Origin of the sequence: Sphingobium sp., from assembly GCF_049304695.1 — a bacterium.
GTDB lineage: Bacteria > Pseudomonadota > Alphaproteobacteria > Sphingomonadales > Sphingomonadaceae > Sphingobium.
Genome location: NZ_JBAQOK010000072.1, coordinates 91,306 through 109,994 on the forward strand (window position 1 = coordinate 91,306; position 18,689 = coordinate 109,994).

An 18,689-nucleotide genomic window follows, 5' to 3' on the forward strand; every position below is an offset into this window, starting at 1 on the left:
TAATCGGTCAAGCGGCGCGCTATAGCGCGTCATTCAGGGCGTGATAAGGATGCATTTGCGATAATGTCCAGCATGGCGACGTCACCCATTATCGAAAGTTATCTGATCCGTATGCCCCTTATCGCCATCCTGTTGTTCGCCGCCGGTGCCAGCGCGCAGACCGAATCGCTCGCCCAGCTTGGCGCGCCCGCCTACCCGCCCGGCGCGGTGGTGCAGCCGCTGCCCGGACAGGGCGGCGGCCAGGGTAGCGCGCCGAGCCAGTGGAATCAGGTCGCGGCCCGTGTCGGCCAGCCCAGCGACGCTTCCATCGTATCAACCATCAACCAGTGGCGCGCCTTGCAGCAAAGCGACGGGTTGGGCTTTTCCACCTATGCCAATTTCATCATCGCCAATCCCGGCTGGCCGGGCGAAGACCGGATGCGGCGGCTGGCGGAGGGCGGGATCAATCCCGACAGCTTCGACCCACGGCAGGTCGCTGCTTTCTTCGCGCGCTTCCCCGCGCGCACGGCGACCGGCCATGCGCGCAATGCGATGGCGCTGGCGCAGCTTGGTCGCATGGGCGAGGCACGGATCGCGGCACGCAGCGCGTGGATCGGCGGATCGCTCGGTCCCAGCGACGAAGCGCGATTGCTGTCGATGTTCGGCACTGGCCTGACGCCTGCCGATCATGAACAGCGCGCCGACATGCTGCTGTGGGGCAACGACATATCCGGCGCTGAACGCTCGCTCGCCTATGTCTCGCCCGCACGTCGCCCGGTGTTTCAGGCGCGCATCGCGCTGCGCCGCAAAAGTCCCGACGCCGCCGGGCTGATGCAGGCGGCCGAACCCTATGGCGCTAACGATGCGGGCTTCGTCGCTGACAAAGCGCTGTGGATGCGCGACAGCGGCAACTGGGTCGGCGCGCGCCAATATCTCGCCAACCGCGCGGCGCTGACCTACCGCCCGGCGAACGCGGAAAAATTCTACGAAGTGCTGCTCAATCAGGCGCGCGCCGCCGCCAATGACAGCCAGTGGAGCTTCGCTTACGGCATCGCCAGCAAGATTGACGATGCGGTTCCGCCGGGCGTCGATGTCAGCGATCAGCCGATCGGCGTACGCGACGATTATACCAGCCTTGCCTGGCTGGCGGGCAGCACGGCCTTCTACAATCTCAATCGGCCCACCGACGCGGCCATCATGTTCCGCCGCTATGCCGATGCGGCCAAGTCGCCACAGACCCGGTCGAAGGGCTATTATTGGGCGGGGCGCGCCGCGCTCCAGTCCGGCGACGCGGCCACCGCCAACAGCTATTTCGCGCAGGCAGGTGCCTATGCCGACCAGTTTTACGGCCAGCTGGCGCTGGAACGGCTGGGCCGCCCGATCCCGGCGCCCGCCACGGTGGAGCGTCCTGTCCCGATTTCCGCCGCCGAACGCGCCGCCTTCGACCAGCGATCAGTGGTGCGCGCGGTCAAGGCGCTGGGGCAGATGGGCTATTGGGAGGACCAGAGCAAATTCGTCCGCGCCATCGCCAACAATGCCGACAGCGACGCCGACCATTTCCTGTCCGCCGAACTGGCAGAGGCAATCAATCGCCCCGACATGAGCGTGATGGTCGGCCGCCGCGCCGTGTCGAGCGGCCTGACGGGCTATGGCAGCGCCGCTTTCCCGCGCGTGCCGGTGCCGCCGACCGCGCAATATAACTGGACGATGGTCCATGCCATCGCACGACAGGAAAGCCAGTTCGACAAGCAGATCGTCAGCCATGCCGGCGCACGCGGCCTGATGCAGCTGATGCCCGGCACTGCGCGGGAGCAGGCGGGCAAGCTGGGGCTGGGCTACAACCCCGCCTCGCTCAACGACCCCAGCTACAACATCATGCTGGGTTCGGGCTATTTCCAACGGATGCTCGACTATTATGGCGGCAGCTATCCGCTGGCCGTCGCGGCCTATAACGCTGGCCCCGGCAATGTGAACAAATGGCTGCGCGCCAATGGCGACCCGCGCATGCCGGGCGCGGACATGCTGCGCTGGATCGAACAGATCCCGCTGTTCGAAACCCGCAACTATGTGCAGCGGGTGCTGGAAAACGCGGTCGTCTATGAAGCGATGAACCCGGAGCGGGCGAAGTTCCGGGGGACTACGGCAGTGCTGAGCCGCTATCTGGGCAAGCAAACGCCGGGTTAAAGCTCACGCATCACCCTCGTCATCCCGGACCTGATCCGGGATCCCGCTTCTTCGATCCAACGTTGATAAAAAAGCGAGATCTCGGATCAAGTCCGGGATGACGAAAATGAAAACAGGGGTAAGGATCGCGGAATGACCACCCCCTATCCCAACTATATCTCTCCCGAAGGCTTCGCGAAGCTGCGCGCCGAATATGACCATCTGCTGGGCGTCGAGCGCCCCGCGATCGTGGAGGTGGTCAGTTGGGCGGCGGGCAATGGCGACCGGTCGGAAAATGGCGACTATCTCTATGGTCGCAAACGGATGCGGGAGATTGATTTCCAGCTCAAGCGGCTGTCCAAAAAGATGAAAGACGCCAAGGTTGTCGATGCGCGGGTCCAGCCCGACAAGGGCCGCGTCTATTTCGGCGCGACCGTCACCATCGCGGACGAGGATGACGCCCATCGCACCGTCACCATCGTCGGCAATGACGAAACCGACATCGACGCAGGCCGCATTGGCTGGTCATCCCCCATCGCGCGCGCATTACGCGGCGCGACGGTGGGTGACCTGCGCCGGGTGATGCTGCCAGCGGGAGAAAAGGAATATGAGGTGATGGCGATCGCCTACCCCAACTGACTCGCCCGCCAGCACAGCCGCTATTCGTGCGGGCGCAGCGCCCGGTTCAGGCTGTCGAGCACTTCCTCGATCGGTTCGGTCACGGTGACGCTGCGCCCCTCGCCAAAGCGGATGCGGGTGCCGTCGTTGATCGACGATACGAATGTGACCTGATTGGGATTGACCGCCGTCTGGGTGCGGTCGGCGCCGACGAACATGACGAGCATCACTGTCTCTCCTATATTATGGCTATTGGTATGGATAGGCAGCCTAACGCGATTTGCCGCGTATGCCAGCGCTTTAATGGGGTCAGGCCGCGCCGATCGCCGCAATGAAACCGCCCGCGCGCGTTTCCAGCCGCCGGGCTTCATCCGCCAGCCGTTGCGCGACCGTTTCCATCGCCACCGCGCCCTGCGCCGTCGCCTGCGCATTGTCGCTGATCGCGCGCGCCCGGTCGCGAATATGGTCGCTGGACGATCCCGCCTCCGCCACTTCATCGGCAATTTCGCGGCTGAACCTACTCTGCCGCGCCATCGCGTCGAACAGGGCGGTGGACAGCCGATCGGCCCGCGCCATCGCCGCATCGACCTGCGCCTGTCCCGCTGCCACATCGCCCGCCGTCATGCGGATATGGTCGATCCGCCCGGCTATGCCCGCCGCCGCCGCGCGCGTCTGCGTCGCGAGCGACTTGACCTCCCGCGCGACGACGGCAAATCCCGCTTCCCCTGCCCGCGCCGCCTCTATGCCCGCGTTCAACGCAAGCATGGCGGTGGCCGCCGCAATCGAATCAATCAGGGCGACGACCTCGCCAATCCCCTCCGCCTCGTCGCGCAGCGCCGCACTTTGTGCTGCACCAGACCGGCTGCGCGCTGCCGCGTCACGCATCGCGGCGCCCGCGTCATGCGCTTCGCCCTCCATCGCCTGAAACAGTTGCCCCAGTTCGCTGCCGCCCATGGCGATATGTCCCAGCCGGTCGGCGGTCTGCACCGCCGCGACCGCCATCGCGGCGCAATCCGTCTGGTCGCCTGCCGCCCGGTGGGATACGCCGGTGGACAGGATCGACAATTGTTCGGCCATCGCGACCATGTCCGCGATCAGCGCCGCTATATCCTGCCGGAACTGTGCGCTTTCCTGCGTGATCCGCTCGACTCGCGCCATGCGTTCCATCGTCGCGCGCGCATCCCGATCGGCGGTCAGGCGCAGCAGCAGCGGCCCGCCCAGCACTCCGGCATAGCGGCCTTCGTCCGTGACGATCAGCCCGTCGCACCCTGTCCCCTGCGCGGCATAGAGATCGACCAGTTCCGCTACGCTCGCCGTCCGTTCGACAATCGGACAGGGCCGGACATGATCGTCCAGCCGCCCGCCAAAGCTGGGATTGCGCAGCAGCGCGTGGCCATAGGGGTTGAAGAGGATGCGGCGCATTTCCCTTTCATAAATCGCGCCGACGGGCCGCCCGCCTTCATCCAGCACCGGCAACAGCCGCAATCCGGCATCCTGCTGAAAATGATCGACCGCCTCGCTCAATGGCCGCCCCAGCGCGATCGCGGCGCTGCGCTGTGCCAGCGGCAGATCGACGCTCGCGCTGTCGTCGTGATGGGGAACAGAGGCCAGTAACATGGCGGACGCTCTATCTGCCCAATGGTAAACGCCGCGTTAGAATTTGATGACGCTTTTGTTACAACAGTCTGTTTTATTTCGCTTTTATCTGCCCTTCGGCTTATAGCCAAAGGCGTCCTGCGCCAGTTTCACCACCGCCGGATCGGCGGCGGGGAAGTCCATCGGCACCGCCGCTTCCAAACGATCCGCAACATAGGTCAGTGCGGCAATGCGCCCGGCCTTGCGATGACCATTGTCGATCACATGCCAGGGCGCATATTTCGTGTCGGTCTTCTTGAACATGGCGTGCATCGCTTCAAGATAATCGTCCCGCCGCGCGCGGTTGCGATAATCGTCCGCCCCCGTTTTCCAGCGCTTCCATGGCGTGTCGAGCCGCTGGGCCAATTGTTCGTCCTGTGTTTCCTGCGTGATGTGGACGAACAGTTTGACGATGGTCATGCCCACATCGCTATGCTGTTTTTCGAACGCGTTGATCTCGTCATAGCCGCGTTTCCAGTCGGCCTTGGTCGCAAAACCCTCGACCCGCTCCACCAGCACCCGGCCATACCAGCTACGGTCGAAAATGCCGATGTTGCCGCTGGCGGGCAGGCGCGTCCAGAAACGCCACAGGAAATGATGGTCGCGTTCTTCCTGCGTCGGGGCGGAAATGGGATGGACCTGATAACAGCGCGGATCCCACTCGGCGGTCATCCGCTTGATGATGCCGCCCTTGCCCGCCGCGTCCCATCCTTCGAACAGGACAATGCTGCGGCGCTTGTGCAGGATATGCGCGACCTGAATCTTGGCGAGCCGCTCCTGAAGCGCCACCAGATCGGCGTCATAATCGCCCTTATACTTTGCGCCGTTTTCGTAATCCGTCAGGTCGATGGTCATGGCTCAACTCCGTTCGGACCGAGCCTGTCAAAACCATTGAAAAAACGCAATCCTGACCATGCCAAAGCGTTCCCCGGCACAGGCCGGGGAACAGTAGCGCTTATGCCTTCGCCTGCGGCTCCACCACGCGCACATGCAGTTCGCGCAGCTGCTTGAACTCGGCGGCGCTGGGCGCGCCCATCAGCAGATCTTCGGCCTTCTGGTTCATCGGGAACAGCGTGATTTCGCGCAGGTTCTGCGCCCCGCACAGCAGCATCACGATGCGATCGACGCCAGCGGCCATGCCGCCATGGGGCGGTGCGCCGTACTGAAACGCGCGATACAGGCCGCCGAAGCGTTCTTCCACATCCGCCTTTGACAGGCCGACCAGTTCGAACGCCTTGACCATCAGGTCGGGCGACTGGTTGCGGATCGAACCCGATGCGATTTCGAACCCGTTGCACACCATATCATATTGATAGGCGTTGATGGTCAGCGGATCCTGATCGTTCAGCGCGTCCAGCCCGCCCTGCGGCATGGAGAAGGGATTGTGCGCGAAGTCGACCGACTTCGTATCTTCGTCATATTCATAGAAGGGGAAGTCCACGATCCAGCACAGGTCGAACCGATCCTTGTCGATGAGGTCGAGCGTTTCGCCGACCCGCGTGCGCGCCAGGCCCGCCAGCTTTGCGGCCTGCGACTCTTTGCCAGCGGCGAAGAACACGCCGTCGTTCGCGCCGAGACCCAGCGCCGCGATCAGCTTCGCGGTCGCCTCTTCGCCATGGTTCTTGGCGATGGGGCCGCCCGGCACGCCATCCTTGATGTTGATATAGCCAAGACCCGAATAGCCCTCGCCCCGCGCCCAATTGTTCATTTCGTCAAAGAATTTGCGGCTGCCAGCGCCAGCGCCCGGCGCGGGGATCGCGCGGATCACGCTGCCGCTTTCGACCAGCGAGGCGAAGATACCAAACCCTGACCCATGGAAATGATCGGTCACGTCCATAATCTCGATCGGGTTACGCAGGTCGGGCTTGTCGCTGCCATATTTCAGCAGCGCCTGTGCATGGGGAATCCGGCGGAAGCTGCCTGCAGGCGTCACTGGCTTGCCGTCGGCGAACTTCTCGAAGATCTGGGCGATCACCGGCTCCATCGTGTCCCACACTTCTTCCTGCGTGACGAAGCTCATCTCCAGATCAAGCTGGTAGAACTCGCCCGGCAGGCGGTCGGCGCGCGGGTCTTCGTCGCGGAAGCAGGGGGCGATCTGGAAATAGCGGTCGAAGCCCGCGACCATCAGCAACTGCTTATATTGCTGGGGCGCCTGCGGCAGAGCGTAGAATTTGCCGGCATGAATACGGCTTGGCACCAGAAAGTCGCGCGCGCCTTCGGGGCTGCTCGCAGTCAGGATCGGCGTCGAATATTCGGTGAAGCCTGCGTCTTCCATGCGGCGGCGCATGTCGGAGATGATCTTCGTGCGCTTGACGATATTGCCATGCAGCGTTTCGCGCCGCAGATCGAGGAAGCGGTAGCGCAGGCGGATGTCTTCGGGATAATCCTGCTCGCCCGCCACCGGCAGCGGCAGCTCGGCGGCGGTGGACAGCACGGTCACGCTGTCGGCCACGACCTCGATCGTGCCAGTCGCCATCTTGGGGTTGGTCGCCTCGGGACCGCGCGCGACCACGATGCCGTCGATCGTCACGACCGATTCGGCGCGCAGCCCGTCGAGGATGCGCAGCGCTTCGCTATCCGCCTTCGCCACCACCTGCGTCAGGCCATAATGGTCGCGCAGGTCGATGAACAACACGCCGCCATGATCGCGTTTGCGATGCACCCAGCCGGAAAGGCGGACGGTCGCGCCGACGTCGGCTTCACGAAGGGCGCCGCAGGTGTGGGTGCGATAGGCGTGCATGGCGTTTTGCTCTTTCAGCTTCGTTTTACGGAAATGACAAATTGGTGCAGTCCCGCTATGGCCTGCCTTGTCGATTATCGACCAGCCCGCCGGGGCGCGGGCCAGCCCATAATAAGATCGAAGACCATATGCAAATCCATCCGCTGATTACCGACAGCAAGACTCTAGCCGATTTCTGCGCCCGCATCGCCAAATCTCCCTATGTCGCGGTCGATACCGAATTTATGCGTGAAAACAGCTATTGGCCCGAACTGTGCCTGGTTCAGGTCGCCGACCCGCATGAGGCCGCCGCGATCGACCCGAAGGCACCGGGTCTGGACATGACCCCCCTGCTCGATTTGATGTGCGAGAATGAGGATGTGCTCAAAGTCTTTCATGCCGGTGGGCAGGACATCGAAATCGTCCACAACCTGACTGGCAAGACCCCGCACCCGATGTTCGATACGCAGATCGCGGCGATGGCGCTCGGCCTTGGCGAACAGATCGGCTATGGCAATCTGGTCGAGGCATGGATGGGAGTGCAACTGGACAAGGGCGCGCGCTTCACCGACTGGGCGCGCCGTCCGCTCGACAAGCGGCAGATCGACTATGCGATCGGCGACGTCACCTACCTCATCCAGATTTTCCCCAAGATGCTGGAAGAATTGCGCAAGACCGGGCGCGGTGACTGGCTCGATCAGGAAATGGAGCGCATTTCCGATCCATCCAACTATGAAAACAACCCAGCCGACGCATGGAAACGCGTCCGCATTGCCAGCCGCAAAGCGGACGTGCTGGGCCGATTGAAGGCCCTGGCCGCCTGGCGCGAACTGGAGGCACAGGACAAGAACCTGCCGCGCGGCCGCATCGTCAAGGACGAGACGCTGGCGGACATCGCCAGCCACCCACCCCGCACGCAGGACGATCTGGGCAAGGTGCGCGGCCTGTCCGCGACGTGGCGCACCAACGACATCGGCGCGCGGCTGATGAACGCGATCGCCAATCAGCAGCCGCTCGACAAGGACGACATGCCCGACCGCGAACCGCGCCGTCCGGGGCTGGGCAAGGACGGCGCGCTGGTCGCTGACCTTTTGAAACTGCTGCTCAAAATCCGCTCGCGCGACATCAACGTGGCGTCGCGCCTGCTGGCCCGTTCCGACGATATAGAGGCGCTGGCAGCGGGCGTGCGTGACGATTTATCCATCCTGGAAGGATGGCGTTATGAACAATTTGGCCGCGACGCCGTTGATTTGGTGGAAGGGCGGCTGGCTTTCGCCGTCAAAAATGGCCGCCTGAAAATGACTCGGACGGAATAAGGCTCCCATGAAACGCTTCCTGATCCTGACATGCGCGCTGGCAACGGGTGCCTGCGCCACGATGCCCCCACAGGGGGTGGATGGCGCCTGTCGCAACGACCGGCTCGACCGTTTCGTGGGGCATAAGGCGGATGCGAATATAGGGGCTGCGTTGCTGGCGGCGTCCGGCGCGAAGACGCTCCGCTGGGGCGGTCCGGGGATGGCGATGACCATGGATTTCCGTCCCGACCGACTGACCGTCAGCTATGACGCGGCGATGGTCATCACATCGGCGCGTTGCGGCTGACCGCCTGCCCGTTCGCCAGTCCGGCGGACGGACCCTCCCATCGGGATACTCCATGGCCGACATGTTCAAGGCGTTCCTGAAAGCGACGCGCCTCGCCCGCAAGCGACAGGCGCGCACGGCCAAATTGCTGTTTCCTGCCCTGGCTCCGCCCAAGAAGGCGCGGGCCAAGCGCGTGACGCCAGCCAAGCCCCGACCTGTCCGCGTGGCCCGCCCCGCCGCCAGCCGCGCCTTGCCGCGCCCCACGCCGGGCAGCTTCATCAGCGACGATTTCACCTGCGCGCATGGCACGATGACCTGCCGGCTCTATACCCCGACCGGATCGGATCGCCGCCGGATGCCGATGGTCGTGATGCTGCATGGCTGCACGCAGACCGCGTCGGATTTCGCGACCGGCACCGGCATGAACGCGCTGGCCGATCAGTTGGGCTTTCTCGTCCTCTATCCGCAGCAATCCTCATCCGCCAACATGGCGCGCTGCTGGAACTGGCATGATCCGCTGCATCAGGGGCGCGACCATGGCGAACCGGCGGTCATCGCCGCCCTGACCCGCCACGCCATGGCGCTGGGCCGGGCCAATCCGGCGCGTGTCTATATTGCGGGCATATCCGCTGGCGGCGCGGCGGCGGCGATCGTCGGTGCGGCCTATCCCGATCTGTTCATGGCCGTCGGCGTCCATTCGGGTGTCGCGCGCGGAGACATTCGGACCGTGGGCGGCGCACTGGCGGCCATGAACGGGCGGGCGGGGCCAGCCTCCACCGCCACTCTGCCGCGCCAGTTGCCCACCATCGTCTTTCATGGCGATGGCGACCGCGTGGTTCATCCGTCCAACGCAGCCGGATTTCTGACCAATGTCGAGCGATCGGGCGCGGGACCACTGGCCATGCGATCCACCAGCGGACGATCGCCGGGCGGCCGCGACTATACCCGGCGCATCTATAAAAACCGCAGCGGCGACGTGCTGCTGGAGGACTGGACCATCCATGGCAGCGGCCATAGCTGGTCGGGCGGCAATCCGATGGGTTCCCACACCGACCCGGCGGGACCGGACGCTTCGCGGGAAATGATTCGCTTCTTCCTGACCTGCAAACCGCGCTAGAGCATTTTCCAAGCAGGTGAAATCACCTGCTGCTCTAGTCTAGCGGGGGCTAACCGTGGCCCGCGCTCCACGTACCGCCTCGGCAGACTGGCGAAAGGCTGCAATCTCTGCGCCGTCAAGGTCGGGAGTGAGGACGCGCTCGACACCCCCAGCGCCAAGCACGCAGGGGAGGCTCAGATACACATCATCGACCCCGAACTGCCCAGTCAGATGAGTGGAGACCGGCAGGATGACCCGCTCGTTGCGCACGATCGCCTCGCAAATGCGCACGATCGCCGTCCCGATGCCAAAGGATGTATACCCCTTGCCCTCCAGTATCCGATAGGCCGCCTGCCGCACCTGCCCGTTGAGCGATGCCGCCTCCAGCGTCCCGCCATCGCGCGCGAACCCGTCGATCGGCATCCCACCGACCTTCGCGATCGACAAGGCGGCAAAGGATGTGTCGCCATGTTCGCCCAGGATCATCGCGTCGATCGATGCAGGCGCAATGCCAAGCTGCCGCGCCAGCAATGTGCGCAGGCGGTTGGAATCCAGCAACGTCCCCGTCCCGATCACCCGTTCAGGTGGCAGTCCACTTGCTTCCCGCGCGACCATCGCCATGACATCGACAGGGTTGGCCGCGACCAGGATGATGCCATCGAACCCCGCCGCCATCAGTTGATCGACGCATTGCCGCACGATATCGGCGCTGCGCCCCGCCACCGACAGGCGGCTTTCATCGCCATGGGTCGCAGCGCCAGCGGTCAGGACGACGATGCGTGCCGACGCTGCATCGGCATAATCGCCCGCGCGCACGATCGCCGGACGCGCCAGTCCGCCCGCATCGGCGATGTCCGCAGCTTCTGCGGTGGCCAGCTCGGGATTGTTGTCGATCAGGATGATCTCGCGAAACAAGGCCCGCAGCATCAACGCATAGGCCGCCGTCGCGCCGACATGGCCCGCCCCGATGATCGCAATACGTCCCTGATCCTGTGCCATGCTCGATCCTGTCGTTAAGGCTGCACCGTGCGCCACGTCCCCGGCTCTACCCCGTCCAGCGACCAGTCGCCAATGCGCCAACGCACCAGCCGCAATGTGGGATGCCCGACCGCCGCCGTCATGCGTCGCACCTGCCGGTTCCTGCCTTCGCGGATGGTCAGGCTGATCCAGCAATCGGCCACGGTCTTGCGAAACCGCACCGGCGGGTCGCGCGGCCACAGCGCCGGGTCGTCGATCCGCTCAACCTCTGCTGGCAGCGTCCGCCCATCCTTCAGCGTCACGCCCTTGCACAGCGCATCTATGGCCGCTGCGTCCGGTTCTCCTTCTACCTGCGCCAGATAGGTTTTGGGCATTTTGAACCGGGGATCGGCGATCCGCGCCTGCAACCGTCCGTCATCGGTCAACAGCAGCAGCCCCTCGCTATCGGTATCCAGCCGCCCGGCTGGATAGACGCCCGGCACGTCGATAAAATCTTTCAGCGTCGGGCGCACCGGCCCGGTCGTTTCCGGGCTGAACTGACACAGGACGTTAAAGGGCTTGTTGAACAGGATCAAAGTCATCGGCTCATTCCTCTTCAAACGCCAGGCTGCCCTGATCGAGCAGCGCCGTGACCAGGGTGATTGCCGGACCGGACCCCGCCAGCGCAGGGTCGAGCAACACGGTCGGCTCTGCGCATATCTGCACGGCCAGCGCGGCCATGTCGCCTGCGCAATCGAAACAGACCCCATCGGCAAACAGCATCACCGCGCCCTCGTCCCCCCGAATGAAAGACAGACGGCTGGCCGGATTGCGGGCCAGCGCGATGCCTGCGGCGATCAGCGCGCGCACATCCTCCCGCGCGACCGGCTCTTCGGGGCGCCAGTCGGCTTCGGCATATTTGGGCTGGCTGTTATACTGGCCGAACCAGCGGGCGAAGGCCGCGCGATCCGACAAGGCGTCCATCATCATGCCATGCAGCCGGTCGATCGCGGCCCCACGGATTTCCCCGGCATTGTCCTGTCGCGTCAGATCCGGGTCTTCATACCGGTCCTCGTCGCCATAGGCATCGGCCTGATGCGCGCTCCAGTCGTCGATCAGTTCGGCGCGGGACGGTGCGCGAAAGCCGATGGAATAGGTCATGCAATCGTCGCCGACCGCTACCCCGTCATGGCCAAAGCGCGGCGGCACATAGAGGATATCGCCCGGCTCCAGCACCCATTCGTCGGTCGGCGTGAAATCGGCGAGCAGGCGCAGGTCGTCATGGGGCAGCAGCGGTGTGTCCGCATCGCACAATGGCCCCACCCGCCAGCGCCGACGCCCCAGCCCCTGTACCAGAAACACGTCATACTGGTCGTAATGCGCGCCCACACCGCCGCCATCGACAGCATAGCTGACCATCACATCGTCGATGCGCCAGTCCGGCACGAAGCGGAAGGGTTCGATCAGCGCGGCGACGTCAGGCACATATTGGTCCACCGCCTGTACCAGCAACGTCCAGGGACTGCGCCCCATCGCGCCGAACCGGGTTTCGGGCAACGGCCCGTTTTCCAGCGACAACCCCTCACCCTGCAAGGTGATAAGCCGCGATTCCACGCCATCCTCGCACGCCAGCCCGGCCAGTTCATCGGGTTCGAGCGGATTGCGCCACTGGCCCCATGGATTGCGGATCAGCGCCGGGCGTTTTTGCCAATGGTCGGCCAGGAAGCGGTCTATATCGAAATGGGTCAGTTGCATGCTGCGCCCTACGCCCGCGCGCCTGTGCCTGTCAAAGCGCGCTCACATCTCCAGCCCGATCAGCGTGCCGCTGCCAATGCGATCGACATGGCGCTTACCGTCGATCTCCAGCCAGTCGGGCGTCACCTCCAGCCGTCGGCCCCGGATCGTCGTGCGCAGATGCTCTACCGCGATCTTATTGCGCGCAACGATGCGCAGCACGGCCAGACCGTCGCCGCGCGCCGCCATCATCGAATAGCGATCGCCGCGCAACAGGAAGTGCCAACTGCCGTTGGTCGGCATCCATTCATTGCCATCGATCACCTGCACCGGTTCACCTTCGCTATTGCCCAGCCGCACGCTGATCCGCGTCGCGCCATTGGTCCGGCGCGGCGGGGCGAACACCAATATCGGTTCGCCATCCAACGTGATGGGGATGGGCGTGTCGCGCAGCACGCGCGCGCCGCCGACGATCAACTGCGGCAGGTCGGCGGAAAAGGGCAGGCGATCACGCGCGAAATGGCGTTGCCGCACGACGGGGTTCGCATGGAAACTCTGCACCTGCGTCGCGGTCAACCGCCCCTCTTCCACCAATCCATGACAGGTGGGGCATAGCAGGGTCGCGCCCGAATGGTCAGGTAGCGCCAGATAGCGATAGATCGTCACTCCGCATCGCACGCAGGCAAATCCGCACGCCTGCCGGATATCCGCACGCTGCTCGGCCGTCAGATCCGGTAATGACGGCATCACGCGCAAACTCATGCAGACGTCCCCTTATATCGCACGACGCCGCATGATGCGGGTCGGCGTTGCGTTCAGACGTCCTCCTGGCAACCGGGTGGGAACTCTATCGGCTCCCCAACCCCCTATCGTTGAAATAAATGCGGCAAAGTCAAGCACGACGGCATGTCAGAGCGCCTTCGCCGACCGTTGCGGTAACAGGTCCATGTTGCGCGATGCGGCAATCGCACGGATGCGGCCGGGGCGCGGCATGTTCTTGATCGCGATTTCGGCGACGTCGCCTGCACTGAATAATTCGACATGGCCGACATCGAAAATCCGCTGGCCAAGGCTCTGTGTAATACGCACGCTGCGAATGCTCGACAGCGCGACTTCCGTCCGCTGCTTGGCCAGCAGGCCGCGCTCCATCAGCACATCCCGATCGGACAGCGCCAGCCGCTCGCCCTTTTGCGCGATCCACCAGATCGCAATTCCCACGATCCCCACGACCGACACGAGCAGCAGCACGAACAGCAGGGGATGCGCCCGAAACATCGCAGGATGCTCATCATATAACCAGGCTTCGTTCACGCCGCTCATGCCTGTGCCCATTCGTCCGCGCTAACCATCGCCGCTTTCACCATGCCGCACCGCATCGCGTCAAGCCGCACGACCCGCAACCGTCCCAATAGGCACCATTTCGGGTAGTTAACGAAATCTTTGCACGGCCCATGCTACACCATGTCTGATCATCATTGGACATCGACATATGGCCGACACGCTCCACGAACAAGGCGATCGCAACATCCATCGCGGCAATGAATGGCACATTCCGCGCGAAGGCAGTTCACGCATCCTGCCGCAGGGTCTTCTCCTCATCGCGCTGGTCATCGGCGTCGGAGCCGTCCTGCTCGTGGGTCCGACCCTGACCGGCAGCGGAGGCGTGACGCAGGCCAGCGCCCCCATGACGATTTCCGATGCCTTCACCGTCTGCGGCGATACCGGCGGCAATGCCGATGGCCATGCCTGCGTCCTGTCCGCCGACACCTATGTCTGGCGCGGCCAGCGCTACCATGTCGCCGACATGCGCGCGCCGACGCCCGAAGATGCGCATTGCGATGCTGAAAAGACTGCCGCGCTGGCGGGGCGCGACGGTCTTCTCACCATGCTCAACGGCGGCACGGTCGAGGTCTGGCCCGGCCCCGCCGATGCCGATCCCGCCGCGCGCCTGTTGATCCGCGATGGCGTATCGCTGGGCCAGTTGATGATCCTCAAGGGCTATGGCCGTACCCCGACCGCCGAACCGACGGACGCCTGCGCGACCTGACTCCTGATCGGCCGGGCGGACCAAAAAACGCGGCCATCCTTTTATCATATGGCTTCGCCGCCTCCCTGCCGTTAATAGCCGCGCACAAGGACATCATTCCGCGACGGTTGGGAGGGAACGGCATCGACATCAATCTCCTCTATTCCGGCGCGGGCGTGCTGGTGGGCCTGCTGGTCGGGCTGACGGGCGTAGGCGGGGGATCGCTCATGACACCGCTGCTGGTGCTGGCCTTCGGCTTCCATCCCGCCACCGCCGTCGGCACCGACCTGCTGTACGCATCGGCGACCAAGAGCGTGGGGACCGGCATCCATGGGCTGAAAGGCACGGTGGACTGGAAAATCGTGCGGCGCATGGCGATCGGCTCCGTCCCAGCCACGACGCTCACGCTGCTCGCATTGTCCTATAGCCATGTCGAAACCAAATCCGTCGGCGCGATGCTTGCCACCATTCTGGGCACCGTGCTGGTGCTGACCGCGATCGCGATCCTGTTCCGCAAGCGCCTCGTCGATGCGCTGGCGCCGCGCTTTGCCAGGCTGGGCGACCGGCGCATCGGTCATGCAACCATTGCGCTGGGCGCGCTGCTGGGGGTCATGGTGTCACTGACGTCGGTCGGCGCAGGCGCGCTGGGCATGACGGCATTGCTGATCCTCTACCCTCACCTGCCCGTCAACCGGCTGGTCGGGTCCGACATCGCCCATGCGGTGCCGCTGACCCTGATCGCGGGCGCTGGCCATTGGGCGATGGGATCGGTCGATATCGGCCTGCTGCTCTCACTGCTGCTGGGATCGGTGCCGGGGATCATCATCGGCAGCCTGCTGTCCAGCCGCACGTCCGACCGCATATTGACGCCGATACTGGCGGCGACACTCGCCCTCGTCGGGATCAAGATGCTGCTTTAGCCGGTAGCCTGCACTACATCCATTAACCCGTCAGATCTCAGCCCGCGCTCCTACCGCCGCCAGGACATCGCCCGCCAGCCGCACATAGTCCGCGCAGGCGCGCTGCATCGCCGCCTCTGCCGCATCGCCACGCAATCGGCCGAAACACTGCCGGTTCTGCGCCGCCCGCATCTGGCGTAGACGCACCCGGTCCTCGATCGCCAGCCCCAGTTGCGGCCCGGCCCTGCGCCACGCTTCGGCAGCGCTGTAGACCCGCCGCCCCGGATGGATGCCGGGGTCGCGCCCGGCCCGCACGCCCAGCCGGTCGATCCGCCGCGCTTCCACGATCAGGTCGGTCAGGAACAGGTCCAGTTCGCGCAAGCCGTTGCCGATCAGCTTGGCAGGCATCGCCCCGCGCCGCCGCGCACCAGCATGCGGGCACGGGCATAGCGACATGCCATTGGCCAGAAACGCCGCCGCCCGCTCGATCCGAACGACCTGTCCGGCAAGGGCGGCGTAGTCGGGATTCAGCTGTCGTCGCCCATGCGCAGCGCGGCGATGAAGGCTTCCTGCGGAATCTGGACACTGCCATATTCGCGCATCCGCTTCTTGCCTTCCTTCTGCTTGTCGAGCAGCTTCTTCTTGCGGCTGATGTCGCCGCCATAGCATTTGGCGGTCACGTCCTTGCGCATCGCCGCGATCGTTTCACGCGCGATCACCTTGCCGCCGATCGCTGCCTGAATCGGGATCTTGAACAGATGGCGGGGGATCAGATCCTTCAGCCGCTCGCACATGCCGCGCCCACGCGATTCCGCCGTGCCGCGATGGACGATCATGCTCAGCGCATCGACCGGTTCTGAATTGACCATGATGCTCATCTTGACCAGATCGCCCTCGCGATAGCCGATCTGATGATAGTCGAAGCTCGCATAGCCCCGGCTGATCGACTTCAGGCGATCGTAGAAATCGAACACCACTTCGTTGAGCGGCAGTTCATAGGTCACCTGCGCCCGCCCACCGACATAAGTCAGGTTCTTCTGGATGCCGCGCCGGTCCTGACACAGTTTCAGGATGGAGCCGAGATATTCGTCGGGGCAATAGATGATCGCCTCGATCCACGGTTCCTCGATATCCGCGATCTTCGTCGGATCGGGCATATCGGCCGGATTGTGCAACTCGATCTCGCCCGCGCCGTAAGTCAGCTGGATCTTGTAGACCACCGACGGCGCGGTGGTGATGAGGTCCAGATCATATTCGCGCGTCAGCCGCTCCTGAATAATCTCCAGATGCAGCAGGCCCAGAAAGCCGCAACGGAAGCCGAAGCCCAGAGCCGCGCTGCTCTCCATCTCGAAACTGAACGACGCGTCGTTCAGGCGCAGCTTGCTGATCGAATCGCGCAGCTTGTCGAAATCATTGGCATCGACCGGGAACAGGCCGCAAAACACCACCGGCTGCACTTCCTTGAAGCCCGGCAGCGGCTTGGCCGCGCCGTTCTTCACCGTGGTGATCGTGTCACCGACGCGGGTTTCGGTGATGTCCTTGATCTGCGCGGTGATGAAACCGATCTCGCCCGCCGCCAGTTCGGGCAACGTCTCGATCTTGGGGCGCATGCACCCGACCCGGTCGATCAGATGTTCGGTGCCGCCGATCATGAACTTGATCGCCTGCCCCTTTTTGATGACGCCGTTGACGACACGGACAAGGATCACGACGCCCAGATAGGGGTCGTACCAGCTATCGACCAGCATCGCTTCCAGCGGGGCATCGCGATCGCCCTTTGGCGGCGGGATTTTCTTGACGATGGCTTCGAGTATCTCGTCGATGCCGATGCCCGACTTGGCGCTCGCCAGCACGGCCTCGGACGCGTCGAGGCCAATCACATCCTCGATTTCCTTGCGCACCTTTTCCGGTTCAGCGGCGGGCAGGTCGATCTTGTTGAGCACTGGCACGATCTCATGATTATGCTCGATCGACTGATAGACATTGGCCAGCGTCTGCGCTTCCACGCCCTGCGCCGCGTCCACGACAAGCAGCGCGCCCTCGCACGCGGCCAGCGACCGCGACACTTCATAGGCGAAATCGACATGCCCCGGCGTGTCCATCAGGTTCAGCTCATAGGTCTCGCCATCCTTGGCGGTATAATCCAGACGCACCGTCTGCGCCTTGATCGTGATCCCGCGCTCTTTCTCGATGTCCATATTGTCGAGAACCTGGGCGCTCATCTCCCGGTCGGTCAGGCCGCCCGTGCGCTGGATCAGGCGATCCGCCAGCGTGGATTTGCCATGGTCGATATGGGCGATAATCGAAAAGTTACGGATGTGGCTAAGCTGCGTCATCCCCGCGCCCTAGCAGGCCTTGCACGGCCTGTCAGCAGGATCGAACGACCGGGTAAAAAGGGTCATCCGACAGCGCCGCTTTGTTTGAAAGACGTAATGATTGTGTTAAGTCCCGTCGCCATAAACGGGTGGCTAATCGAACAACGATTTTCGCGAACATTGGGGGATGCATAACATGCGGATTTTCACGACAGTCATGGCGGCGACCGCTGCCTTTACGATGGCGGCCAGCCCTGTGCTGGCAGCGGACAAGGGGTCGTCGGGGCGACAGGCGCAGACGAAGAAGCAGATGGAAATCCCCCGCTGCACCAAGCGGCTGGGCACCGTCGCGATCGTCGAGCCGGACAATCAGTGGTGGCGCGAACTCAATCTGGGCAGCCCGGAAGCCATCATCAAACTGTTCGTTCAGCAATCCGGCTGCTTTGGCCTGGTCAATCGCGGCCGGTCGATGGCCAGCCGCAATCTGGAACGCGCCATGGCGGATTCGGGCGAATTGCAGGCCGGGTCGAACTTGGGCAAGGGTCAGGTGAAGGCCGCAGATTATTTCATCCAGCCCGACATCGTGACCACCAACAAGAATAGCGGCGGCAACGCCCTTGGCGGGATGCTCGGCGGGATGCTCGGCGGGCGCGTGGGCGGCGCATTGCTGGGCGGCATCTCGATCAAGAAGAGCGAGGCCAATGTCATGCTGTCGGTCGTCAATGCGCGCACGACCGAAGAAGAAGTCATGGCGGAAGGCTATTTCCGCAAGTCCGATCTCAGCTTCGGCGGCGGCGGCGGCCTTGGCTGGATGGGCGGCCTCGCGGCAGTCGGCGGCGGCGGTTACCAGAATACCGACATCGGTCAGGTCATCGTGCTGGCCTATCTCGACGCCTATACCAAGATGGTGACGCAGATGGGTGGCCTGCCCGAAAACGCAGCAGCAGCCGCGCCGGTCGCGCGCTAA

At 64.0% G+C, this 18,689-nt stretch carries 19 protein-coding genes; 8 read left to right on the plus strand and 11 right to left on the minus strand.

Translation table 11 applies throughout. The features are described from left to right. Window positions 1–63: 63 nt before the first annotated feature. Window positions 64–2,163 (plus strand): transglycosylase SLT domain-containing protein, encoded by a 2,100-nt coding sequence (locus tag WA070_RS12280; RefSeq protein WP_422634206.1) that lies wholly within the window; start codon window positions 64–66, stop codon window positions 2,161–2,163. A 132-nt stretch (window positions 2,164–2,295) separates the two neighbouring features. Continuing rightward, window positions 2,296–2,781: a transcription elongation factor GreB gene (gene greB, locus WA070_RS12285; protein ID WP_422634207.1), complete on the plus strand. Its 486-nt coding sequence runs from the start codon at window positions 2,296–2,298 to the stop codon at window positions 2,779–2,781. A 20-nt stretch (window positions 2,782–2,801) separates the two neighbouring features. Here greB and WA070_RS12290 read toward each other — a convergent pair whose 3' ends face one another. The 4 genes from WA070_RS12290 to aspS form a co-directional block, all read right to left on the minus strand. Further along, entirely contained in the window at window positions 2,802–2,987 is a 186-nt protein-coding gene (locus WA070_RS12290) for a hypothetical protein (RefSeq protein WP_422634208.1), read from the minus strand. Between the two features lie 82 nt (window positions 2,988–3,069). Beyond that, a complete protein-coding gene (locus tag WA070_RS12295) occupies window positions 3,070–4,377 on the minus strand; it encodes a methyl-accepting chemotaxis protein (RefSeq protein WP_422634209.1) in 1,308 nt (435 codons plus the stop codon). Between the two features lie 84 nt (window positions 4,378–4,461). Next, window positions 4,462–5,250 (minus strand): polyphosphate kinase 2 family protein, encoded by a 789-nt coding sequence (locus WA070_RS12300; protein ID WP_422634210.1) that lies wholly within the window; start codon window positions 5,248–5,250, stop codon window positions 4,462–4,464. A 100-nt stretch (window positions 5,251–5,350) separates the two neighbouring features. Beyond that, window positions 5,351–7,135, minus strand: coding sequence for an aspartate--tRNA ligase (gene aspS / locus WA070_RS12305; RefSeq protein ID WP_422634211.1), 1,785 nt, complete (start codon window positions 7,133–7,135; stop codon window positions 5,351–5,353). Window positions 7,136–7,263: 128 nt separating this feature from the next. Here aspS and rnd point away from each other — a divergent pair, with 128 nt between their 5' ends. From rnd to WA070_RS12320, 3 genes are read left to right on the plus strand one after another with little or no spacing between them, the layout of a single operon-like run. Next, window positions 7,264–8,430 (plus strand): ribonuclease D, encoded by a 1,167-nt coding sequence (gene rnd / locus WA070_RS12310; protein WP_422634272.1) that lies wholly within the window; start codon window positions 7,264–7,266, stop codon window positions 8,428–8,430. 7 nt (window positions 8,431–8,437) lie between these two features. Next, complete coding sequence (locus tag WA070_RS12315) at window positions 8,438–8,716, plus strand: I78 family peptidase inhibitor (RefSeq protein WP_422634212.1); 279 nt, start codon at window positions 8,438–8,440, stop codon at window positions 8,714–8,716. Between the two features lie 52 nt (window positions 8,717–8,768). Beyond that, window positions 8,769–9,812: an alpha/beta hydrolase family esterase gene (locus WA070_RS12320; protein WP_422634213.1), complete on the plus strand. Its 1,044-nt coding sequence runs from the start codon at window positions 8,769–8,771 to the stop codon at window positions 9,810–9,812. Window positions 9,813–9,851: 39 nt separating this feature from the next. Here the strand turns inward: WA070_RS12320 and WA070_RS12325 are convergent, their stop codons facing one another. From WA070_RS12325 to WA070_RS12345, 5 genes are all read right to left on the minus strand, one after another. Beyond that, window positions 9,852–10,790 (minus strand): L-lactate dehydrogenase, encoded by a 939-nt coding sequence (locus WA070_RS12325; protein ID WP_422634214.1) that lies wholly within the window; start codon window positions 10,788–10,790, stop codon window positions 9,852–9,854. Between the two features lie 14 nt (window positions 10,791–10,804). Beyond that, entirely contained in the window at window positions 10,805–11,350 is a 546-nt protein-coding gene (locus tag WA070_RS12330) for a pseudouridine synthase (RefSeq protein ID WP_422634215.1), read from the minus strand. Between the two features lie 4 nt (window positions 11,351–11,354). Continuing rightward, the gene (locus WA070_RS12335; protein WP_422634216.1) at window positions 11,355–12,503 is read right to left on the minus strand and encodes a JmjC domain-containing protein; all 1,149 of its coding nucleotides are present in this window, start codon (window positions 12,501–12,503) and stop codon (window positions 11,355–11,357) included. A 42-nt stretch (window positions 12,504–12,545) separates the two neighbouring features. Beyond that, window positions 12,546–13,229, minus strand: coding sequence for a hypothetical protein (locus WA070_RS12340; RefSeq protein WP_422634273.1), 684 nt, complete (start codon window positions 13,227–13,229; stop codon window positions 12,546–12,548). A 162-nt stretch (window positions 13,230–13,391) separates the two neighbouring features. After that, window positions 13,392–13,802: a PH domain-containing protein gene (locus tag WA070_RS12345; RefSeq protein WP_422634217.1), complete on the minus strand. Its 411-nt coding sequence runs from the start codon at window positions 13,800–13,802 to the stop codon at window positions 13,392–13,394. A gap of 169 nt (window positions 13,803–13,971) precedes the next feature. On the opposite strand from WA070_RS12345, the gene WA070_RS12350 reads away from it, so the two are divergent. After that, window positions 13,972–14,529, plus strand: coding sequence for a nuclease (locus tag WA070_RS12350; protein WP_422634218.1), 558 nt, complete (start codon window positions 13,972–13,974; stop codon window positions 14,527–14,529). A 122-nt stretch (window positions 14,530–14,651) separates the two neighbouring features. Further along, window positions 14,652–15,428 carry a sulfite exporter TauE/SafE family protein gene (locus tag WA070_RS12355; protein WP_422634274.1) on the plus strand — a complete coding sequence of 259 codons (777 nt, stop codon included), beginning with the start codon at window positions 14,652–14,654 and terminating at the stop codon, window positions 15,426–15,428. Window positions 15,429–15,458: 30 nt separating this feature from the next. Here the strand turns inward: WA070_RS12355 and WA070_RS12360 are convergent, their stop codons facing one another. Then, entirely contained in the window at window positions 15,459–15,863 is a 405-nt protein-coding gene (locus WA070_RS12360) for a hypothetical protein (protein WP_422634219.1), read from the minus strand. A 71-nt stretch (window positions 15,864–15,934) separates the two neighbouring features. Beyond that, window positions 15,935–17,743: a translation elongation factor 4 gene (gene lepA, locus WA070_RS12365; RefSeq protein WP_422634220.1), complete on the minus strand. Its 1,809-nt coding sequence runs from the start codon at window positions 17,741–17,743 to the stop codon at window positions 15,935–15,937. A 196-nt stretch (window positions 17,744–17,939) separates the two neighbouring features. Between lepA and WA070_RS12370 the strand changes: the two genes are divergently transcribed. Beyond that, entirely contained in the window at window positions 17,940–18,689 is a 750-nt protein-coding gene (locus tag WA070_RS12370; RefSeq protein ID WP_422634275.1) for a penicillin-binding protein activator LpoB, read from the plus strand.

Bases quoted from the DNA above. Each gene is read 5' to 3' on its own strand.
- WA070_RS12280 (WP_422634206.1), top strand. From the start codon at position 64: ATGTCCAGCATGGCGACGTCACCCATTATCGAAAGTTATCTGATCCGT.
- greB (WP_422634207.1), top strand. From the start codon at position 2,296: ATGACCACCCCCTATCCCAACTATATCTCTCCCGAAGGCTTCGCGAAG.
- WA070_RS12290 (WP_422634208.1), bottom strand. From the start codon at position 2,987: ATGCTCGTCATGTTCGTCGGCGCCGACCGCACCCAGACGGCGGTCAAT.
- WA070_RS12295 (WP_422634209.1), bottom strand. From the start codon at position 4,377: ATGTTACTGGCCTCTGTTCCCCATCACGACGACAGCGCGAGCGTCGAT.
- WA070_RS12300 (WP_422634210.1), bottom strand. From the start codon at position 5,250: ATGACCATCGACCTGACGGATTACGAAAACGGCGCAAAGTATAAGGGC.
- aspS (WP_422634211.1), bottom strand. From the start codon at position 7,135: ATGCACGCCTATCGCACCCACACCTGCGGCGCCCTTCGTGAAGCCGAC.
- rnd (WP_422634272.1), top strand. From the start codon at position 7,264: ATGCAAATCCATCCGCTGATTACCGACAGCAAGACTCTAGCCGATTTC.
- WA070_RS12315 (WP_422634212.1), top strand. From the start codon at position 8,438: ATGAAACGCTTCCTGATCCTGACATGCGCGCTGGCAACGGGTGCCTGC.
- WA070_RS12320 (WP_422634213.1), top strand. From the start codon at position 8,769: ATGGCCGACATGTTCAAGGCGTTCCTGAAAGCGACGCGCCTCGCCCGC.
- WA070_RS12325 (WP_422634214.1), bottom strand. From the start codon at position 10,790: ATGGCACAGGATCAGGGACGTATTGCGATCATCGGGGCGGGCCATGTC.
- WA070_RS12330 (WP_422634215.1), bottom strand. From the start codon at position 11,350: ATGACTTTGATCCTGTTCAACAAGCCCTTTAACGTCCTGTGTCAGTTC.
- WA070_RS12335 (WP_422634216.1), bottom strand. From the start codon at position 12,503: ATGCAACTGACCCATTTCGATATAGACCGCTTCCTGGCCGACCATTGG.
- WA070_RS12340 (WP_422634273.1), bottom strand. From the start codon at position 13,229: ATGCCGTCATTACCGGATCTGACGGCCGAGCAGCGTGCGGATATCCGG.
- WA070_RS12345 (WP_422634217.1), bottom strand. From the start codon at position 13,802: ATGAGCGGCGTGAACGAAGCCTGGTTATATGATGAGCATCCTGCGATG.
- WA070_RS12350 (WP_422634218.1), top strand. From the start codon at position 13,972: ATGGCCGACACGCTCCACGAACAAGGCGATCGCAACATCCATCGCGGC.
- WA070_RS12360 (WP_422634219.1), bottom strand. From the start codon at position 15,863: ATGTCGCTATGCCCGTGCCCGCATGCTGGTGCGCGGCGGCGCGGGGCG.
- lepA (WP_422634220.1), bottom strand. From the start codon at position 17,743: ATGACGCAGCTTAGCCACATCCGTAACTTTTCGATTATCGCCCATATC.
- WA070_RS12370 (WP_422634275.1), top strand. From the start codon at position 17,940: ATGGCGGCGACCGCTGCCTTTACGATGGCGGCCAGCCCTGTGCTGGCA.